Origin of the sequence: Streptomyces sp. McG3 (assembly GCF_018619185.1) — a bacterium.
Lineage (GTDB): Bacteria > Actinomycetota > Actinomycetes > Streptomycetales > Streptomycetaceae > Streptomyces.
Genome location: NZ_JAAXYC010000382.1, coordinates 1 through 6489 on the forward strand (window position 1 = coordinate 1; position 6489 = coordinate 6489).

7 protein-coding genes and 1 pseudogene are annotated in these 6489 nt (G+C 73.1%); 6 read left to right on the plus strand and 2 right to left on the minus strand.

The genetic code is table 11. The features are described from left to right. A pseudogene (locus HET64_RS39410) lies at positions 1 to 178 on the plus strand (SAM-dependent methyltransferase); the annotation flags it as partial. 40 nt (positions 179 to 218) lie between these two features. Here HET64_RS39410 and HET64_RS34785 read toward each other — a convergent pair. After that, a complete protein-coding gene (locus HET64_RS34785) occupies positions 219 to 410 on the minus strand; it encodes an AlpA family transcriptional regulator (protein WP_215111240.1) in 192 nt (63 codons plus the stop codon). A gap of 247 nt (positions 411 to 657) precedes the next feature. Here HET64_RS34785 and HET64_RS34790 point away from each other — a divergent pair, with 247 nt between their 5' ends. Further along, a complete protein-coding gene (locus tag HET64_RS34790; RefSeq protein ID WP_215111241.1) occupies positions 658 to 1182 on the plus strand; it encodes a DinB family protein in 525 nt (174 codons plus the stop codon). Positions 1183 to 1189: 7 nt separating this feature from the next. On the opposite strand, the gene HET64_RS34795 is transcribed toward HET64_RS34790, so the two are convergent. After that, positions 1190 to 2116: a sugar phosphate isomerase/epimerase gene (locus HET64_RS34795; protein ID WP_215111242.1), complete on the minus strand. Its 927-nt coding sequence runs from the start codon at positions 2114 to 2116 to the stop codon at positions 1190 to 1192. Positions 2117 to 2249: 133 nt separating this feature from the next. Between HET64_RS34795 and iolC the strand changes: the two genes are divergently transcribed. The 4 genes from iolC to HET64_RS34815 form a co-directional block, all read left to right on the plus strand. Continuing rightward, positions 2250 to 3395 (plus strand): 5-dehydro-2-deoxygluconokinase, encoded by a 1146-nt coding sequence (iolC, locus tag HET64_RS34800; protein ID WP_215111243.1) that lies wholly within the window; start codon positions 2250 to 2252, stop codon positions 3393 to 3395. Further along, positions 3392 to 4303 carry a deoxyribose-phosphate aldolase gene (locus HET64_RS34805; RefSeq protein ID WP_215111244.1) on the plus strand — a complete coding sequence of 304 codons (912 nt, stop codon included), beginning with the start codon at positions 3392 to 3394 and terminating at the stop codon, positions 4301 to 4303. Before iolC ends, HET64_RS34805 begins: the two co-directional genes overlap by 4 nt. After that, positions 4300 to 5211 (plus strand): 5-deoxy-glucuronate isomerase, encoded by a 912-nt coding sequence (gene iolB / locus HET64_RS34810; RefSeq protein WP_215111245.1) that lies wholly within the window; start codon positions 4300 to 4302, stop codon positions 5209 to 5211. Before HET64_RS34805 ends, iolB begins: the two co-directional genes overlap by 4 nt. Next, positions 5208 to 6489, plus strand: a 1282-nt coding sequence (locus HET64_RS34815; RefSeq protein ID WP_251146299.1) for a thiamine pyrophosphate-binding protein, incomplete at its 3' end; no start/stop codon positions are given. The genes iolB and HET64_RS34815, both read left to right, overlap by 4 nt.

Here is a 6489-nt window from a genome sequence, read left to right on the forward strand (position 1 = left end):
CTACCGGACGGGCGGTCTGCGGGGCGGGCTCGCCTACTCGCCCGAGGCGCTGCGCCGGGTCTTCTCCGGTCTGACGGAGGTCGAGCTGCGCCGGATGAACGACGAGGCTCCCGAATCCCCGCTCTTCGGGGAGCCGTTCCTCTGGACGGCCCACTTCCGGGCGCCCGCCCGGAGCTGACGGACCCGGGCGGGCGGGGTCGCTGCGCGGGCAGGGAATGTCAGCGGCCCCGGTTGCGGGGGCGGGAGGCGACCCACGCGCGGACGGTGTCTCCGTACCAGTACGGCTTCCCGTTCTTCACCTGGTCGGGCGGGGGCAGGAGCCCGTGCTTGCGATAGGAGCGGACGGTGTCCGGCTGGACCTGGATGTGCGCGGCAATGTCCTTGTAGGACCAGAGCGTCTCGTCGGTCATCAGTGACACCTCTCAGCGCTTCTCTGCTCTGCTGCGCTCCGCAGCGCAGGCTGACGATCACTCAGCCTGTGCCCGGTTGAACGACCCCGGGCGGCAGGCGGCGTGGGGCTGTCGACCGGCTGTGACAGAAAACATGCGTAACCGCGATATGTGTGCCGAAACGGTTACTGCTATGGCAGAACGGATGAACCGGGACCGGTGGTGCGGGGCGGGGCCGTTGTCGGACCCGGCTGCCACGATGGGGACCATGAGCACTTCCGAACGCCCGATGCCCCCTCTGGTCGCCGATGAACGCCTCTCCCTGGAGAGCTGGCTCGACTTCTACCGCGCCACCCTCGCCCAGAAGTGCGCGGACCTGCCCGGGAAGGGGCTGCGCGAGGCGTCCGCGGCGCCGTCGCCGATCACGTTGCTCGGACTGCTCCAGCACCTGGCGGAGGTCGAGCGGAACTGGTTCCGCCGCGTGCTCGCGCAGGAGGACGCCCCGCCGCTCTTCGCCCCGCCGGCCGGCGGCGGGGACGGAGCCGAGGGCCGTGACGGCGGCTGGGAGCTCGCCGAGGACTCCACCCACGAGCGGGCGCTCGCCCAGTGGGAGGCCGAGGTGGCCCGGGCCCGGCAGAACTGCGCGGCCCGGGCGCTCGACGACACCAGCCCGTTCATGGGCGCGCGGGTCACCCTGCGGTGGATCTACACCCACATGATCGGCGAGTACGCGCGGCACTGCGGCCATGCCGACCTGATCCGCGAACGCGTCGACGGGCGCACGGGAGTCTGACGGGGGCTCAGAGCGCCGGTCCGGGCCTTCCGCAGGAGCGGAGGAACTCCCGGGTGCGGCGGGCGATGGGGAAGGGCGCGTCGGGCGGGCACGGATACATGTCCTGTTCCACGATCGCGAACAGGTCGACGTCCAGGGCCCGGGCCGCTTCCAGGACCGGCTCCAGGGCGGGGAGCCCGCCGGGCGGCTCGCACATCACACCCCTGGCCACCGCCGGGCCGAACGGCACCTCGTCCGCCACCACCGACGCCAGGATCTCCGGATCGACCTGCTTGAGGTGGAGGTAGCCGATGCGTTCCCCGTACGTCTCGATGAGCGTGACGCTGTCCCCGCCGCAGTAGGCGTAGTGCCCGGTGTCCAGGCAGAGCGAGACGAGATCCGGATCGGTGGCGTCGAGGAAGCGGTTGACGTTCTCCTCGGTGTCGATGTGGGTGTCGGCGTGCGGGTGGACGACGATGCGCAGCCCGAAGCGCTCCCGGACCTCCCGGCCCAGCCGCTCCGTCTGCGCGGTCAGATCGCGCCACTGCGCGGGGGTGAGCGTGCGGTCCTCCAGCACCTCGCCCGTCTTGTCGTCGCGCCAGAAGGAGGGGATGACGACCAGGTGCTCGGCGCCCATGGCCCGGGTCAGTCCGGCGATGTCCGCGACATGTGCCCACGTCCGGTCCCAGACGTCCGGGCCGTGGTGCAGTCCGGTGAAGACGGTCCCCGCGGAGACCTTGAGCCCCCGCTCGCGGGTCTCGTCGGCCAGCCGCGCCGGGTCGGTGGGCAGATAGCCGTACGGGCCGAGTTCGATCCACGCGTACCCGGCCTCGGCGACCTCGTCGAGGAAGCGCTGCCACGGCACCTGTCGCGGGTCGTCGGGGAACCACACACCCCAGGAGTCGGGGGCCGAGCCGATACGGATGCGGGCCGAGGGGCGGACGGAGGGGGTCATAACGCCCAGCCTCGGGGCCCGTGCGGAAGAGTGTCAAGGGTTCGTCCGAATGTCCGGACAAAATGTTGACAGGGTTCCCGGGAGGGGACTAGACCTGGGATCAGCCGGCCACCGGTGGGTCGAAGGGATGGGCATGCCTGAGCCGTACGACGTGATCACCATGGGACGGATCGGGGTGGACCTCTACCCGCTGGAGGTCGGGGTACCGCTCGCCCGGGTCGAGACGTTCGGCAAGTTCCTCGGCGGCTCCCCGACGAACGTGGCGGTGGCGGCGGCCCGGCTGGGGCGGCGGACGGCCGTGATCACCCGCACCGGGCAGGACGCCTTCGGCGCCTATCTCCACCAGGAACTGGAACGGTTCGGGGTGGACGCCCGCTGGGCGACGGCCGTGGCGGAGTATCCGACCCCGGTCACCTTCTGCGAGATCTTCCCGCCGGACGACTTCCCGCTCTACTTCTACCGGCAGCCCAAGGCCCCCGATCTGGAGATCCACGCGCCGGACCTCGACCTGGACGCGGTGCGCGAGGCCCGGATCTTCTGGATGACGGGCACCGGACTCAGCGCCGAGCCGAGCCGCTCCGCCACCCTGGCCGCCCTCCGTGCCCGCGACGCGCGCGGTGCGCCGCGTACGGCGACCGTCTTCGACCTCGACTGGCGGCCCATGTTCTGGGACGGGGGCGACGACAGCGCCGAGGCGCCCGCGCGGTACCGCGAGGCGCTGGCCCATGCCACGGTCGCCGTCGGCAACACCGACGAGTGCCGCATCGCGACCGGCGAACGCGAACCGTACGCCGCGGCCCGGGCCCTGCTCGCGGCCGGGGTGGAGCTCGCCGTCGTCAAACAGGGCCCGAAGGGCGTGCTCGCCGTCCACCGCGACGGAACCACCGCCGACTGCCCGCCCCTGCCGGTGGACGTGGTCAACGGACTCGGAGCGGGGGACGCTTTCGGGGGCGCGCTCTGCCACGGGCTGCTCGCCGGGTGGCCGCTGGACCGCCTCGTGCGGTACGCGAACGCGGCCGGCGCCATCGTCGCCTCCCGGCTCGCCTGCTCGTCCGCGATGCCGTCTTCGGACGAGGTCGAGGCGGCCCTCGCGGCCGGAGCCGTGACGGCCGGCCCGGGCGCGACGGCGGCCCCCGGTGCTCCGGCCGATTCCCCGACCGGAGACGCCCCGACCGGAGACGCCCCGACCGGAGACGCCCCGACCGGAGACGCCCCGACCGGAGACGCCCCGACCGGAGACGCCCCGACCGGAGACGCCCCGGCCGGAGCGGGCTCATGACGCCTCTCGCGCCTTCCATCGCCGAGCTCGTGCGGCTGCGCGCCGAACGTCCCGAAGCCGTCGCCGAGGCCGCCGCGCGACGGAAGCGGCGGCGGCTGATCCGGCACCCCGGCGACCGGCTGATGATCATCGCGGCGGACCATCCCGCGCGCGGCGCACTCGCGGTGGGGAACCGGTCCCTCGCCATGGCCAACCGCTTCGAGCTGCTGGAGCGGCTCTGCCTCGCCCTCTCCCGCCCCGGGGTCGACGGCGTGCTCGCCTCCGCCGACGTCCTGGAGGACCTCCTCCTGCTGGGAGCCCTGGAGGACAAGGTCGTGATGGGCTCGATGAACCGCGGCGGGCTGGCCGGCGCCGCGTTCGAGCTCGACGACCGGTTCACCGGCCACCGCCCCGACGACCTGGTCCGCCACGGGTTCGACGCGGGGAAGCTGCTGCTGCGCATCGACCACGACGACCCCGGTTCGCTGGACACCCTGCACACCGCCGCCCGGACCATCGACGCGATGGCGGCGCACCGGCTGCCCGTCTTCGTCGAGCCGTTCCTCTGCCGGCGCCTCGACGGCCGCCTCCGCAACGATCTCGGCGCCGCCGCCGTGGCGACCTCCATCGCCATCGCGTCGGGCCTCGCCGGGACGTCCGCGTACACCTGGCTGAAGGTCCCCGTCACCGACGACCCCGACGCCATGGCCCGGGCGATGGAGGCCTCCACCCTGCCCGCCGTCCTGCTCGGCGGCGAGGTCGGCGACGACCAGGACGCCGCGTACGGGAAATGGCGCGACGCGCTGCGGCTGCCCACCGTGCGGGGGCTGGTCGTGGGCCGCTCGTTGCTCTACCCGGCCGACGGGGACGTGACGCGTGCCGTCGACACCGCCGTATCGCTGCTCGGCACGGGTAGGGAAGAGCCATGACGAAGCATCACCCCCCTGAGCGGGACCACCGGTACCACCTGCCGGCCGGCAGCGTCGCGCGCGGGGCGTACGCCGTCGACATCGACCCCGAGCGGGCCGGCTGGGACCGTTCGGCCCTGCGGGTACTGGAGCTGGAACCGGGAGGTGTTCACACGCTCGACACCGGAGGCAGTGAATGGATCGTCCTGCCGTTGACCGGTGCATGTACGGTGCGTACGGCAGGCGAGACCTTTGAACTGCTGGGCCGGGAAAGCGTGTTCAGCGGGGTCTCCGACTTCGCCTACGTACCGCGCGACTCCCACGCACAGATCGCCTCCGGCGCAGGTGGCCGCTTCGCCCTGGCAGGAGCGAAGTGCGAGCGACGACTCCCCGCTCGCTACGGCCCCGCGCCGGAGGTACCCGTCGAGCTGCGCGGCTCCGGGACCTGCTCGCGCCAGGTGAACAACTTCGCCGCCGCCGACACCTTCGACTGCGACCGGCTGATCGCCGTCGAGGTGCTCACCCCCGGCGGCAACTGGTCCTCGTACCCGCCCCACAAACACGACGAGCACGTGCCGGGCGAGGAGTGCGAACTGGAGGAGATCTACTACTTCGAGGTCGAGGACGGCGGGATCGGCTACCACCGGGTCTCCCCGTCGCGCGACGGCGGTACGGACGTCCTCGCCGAAGTGCGCGCCGGCGACGCCGTCCTCATCCCCGACGGCTGGCACGGCCCGTCCATCGCCCCGCCCGGCCGGACGCTGTACTACCTGAACGTGATGGCCGGGCCGGGGGAGGAGCGGGCCTGGCTGATCCGCGACCACCCCGACCACCGATGGATCCGCGACACCTGGCCAGGCGAGCCGATCGACGCCAGACTCCCGCTCTACACGGCGCATCCGTCGCCCGGCCCGGAGGTAACGCCTTGAGCCCGACGAGTCCCGCGAGCCCGACGCGCCCCGCGACCCCCCACGGTCCGACCCGCAGGCTGACCACCGCTCAGGCCCTGGTCGCCTTCCTGGCCCGGCAGTACACCGAGCGCGACGGCCGCCGGCAGCGGCTCATCAGCGCCACCTGGGGCATCTTCGGGCACGGGAACGTCGCGGGCATCGGCCAGGCACTCGTCGAGGCGGGCGGCGGCCGAAGCGGCAGCGGCGACGGGAACGGCAGCGGCGGGAACGGGGCCGCGCACCGCATGCCCTACCTCCAGGGCCGTAACGAACAGGCCATGGTGCACGCGGCCGTCGGGTACGCCCGTCAGTCGGGGCGGCTCTCCGCCCACGCGGTGACCACGTCCATCGGCCCGGGGGCCACCAACCTCGTCACCGGGGCCGCCCTCGCGACGATCAACCGCCTGCCCGTCCTCCTCCTGCCCGGCGACACCTTCGCGACCCGGCCCGCCGACCCCGTACTCCAGCAGCTGGAAGTGCCCTACGCGGGCGATGTCTCGGTCAACGACTGTCTGCGCCCCGTCTCGCGCTACTTCGACCGGATCACCCGGCCCGAGGCGCTGATCCCTGCCGCGTTGCAGGCGATGCGTGTCCTCGCCGACCCCGCCGAGACCGGGGCCGTCACCCTCGCGCTGCCGCAGGACGTGCAGACGGAGGCGTACGACTGGCCGCAGGAGTTCTTCGCCGAGCGCGACTGGCACGTCCGCAGGCCCGCCCCCGACGCGTACGAACTGGAAACCGCCGTACGGGCGGTGCGCTCCGCCCGCCGGCCCCTGATCGTCGCCGGCGGCGGGGTCCGGCACAGCGCCGCCGAGGAGACGCTCGCCGCGTTCACCGCAGCGACCCGCATCCCGGTCGCCTCCACCCAGGCGGGCAAGGGGGCGCTCCGCCACGACCACCCGGCCGACGTCGGCGGCATCGGCCACACCGGCACCGCCACCGCCGACGAACTGGCCCGCACCGCCGACCTGGTGATCGGCGTCGGCACCCGCTTCTCCGACTTCACCACCGCCTCCGGCACGCTCTTCGCCGACCCGTCCGTCCGCTTCCTCCACCTCAACATCACCGGCTTCGACGCCCACAAGCTGGCAGCCCTCCCGCTGGTCGCCGACGCCCGCGCCGGACTGGAGGCGCTCACGGCGGCGCTCGCCGGACGCGGCTACCGGGTCGACCCGGCGTACGAGACGGAGTACACCGGCGCGAAGGAAGCGTGGGAGGAACGGGTCGAGGCATCCTTCGCCCCGGTGTACTCCGTCT

Coding starts and splice junctions, on each gene's coding strand:
- HET64_RS34785 (WP_215111240.1), bottom strand. CDS start 410: ATGACCGACGAGACGCTCTGGTCCTACAAGGACATTGCCGCGCACATC.
- HET64_RS34790 (WP_215111241.1), top strand. CDS start 658: ATGAGCACTTCCGAACGCCCGATGCCCCCTCTGGTCGCCGATGAACGC.
- HET64_RS34795 (WP_215111242.1), bottom strand. CDS start 2,116: ATGACCCCCTCCGTCCGCCCCTCGGCCCGCATCCGTATCGGCTCGGCC.
- iolC (WP_215111243.1), top strand. CDS start 2,250: ATGCCTGAGCCGTACGACGTGATCACCATGGGACGGATCGGGGTGGAC.
- HET64_RS34805 (WP_215111244.1), top strand. CDS start 3,392: ATGACGCCTCTCGCGCCTTCCATCGCCGAGCTCGTGCGGCTGCGCGCC.
- iolB (WP_215111245.1), top strand. CDS start 4,300: ATGACGAAGCATCACCCCCCTGAGCGGGACCACCGGTACCACCTGCCG.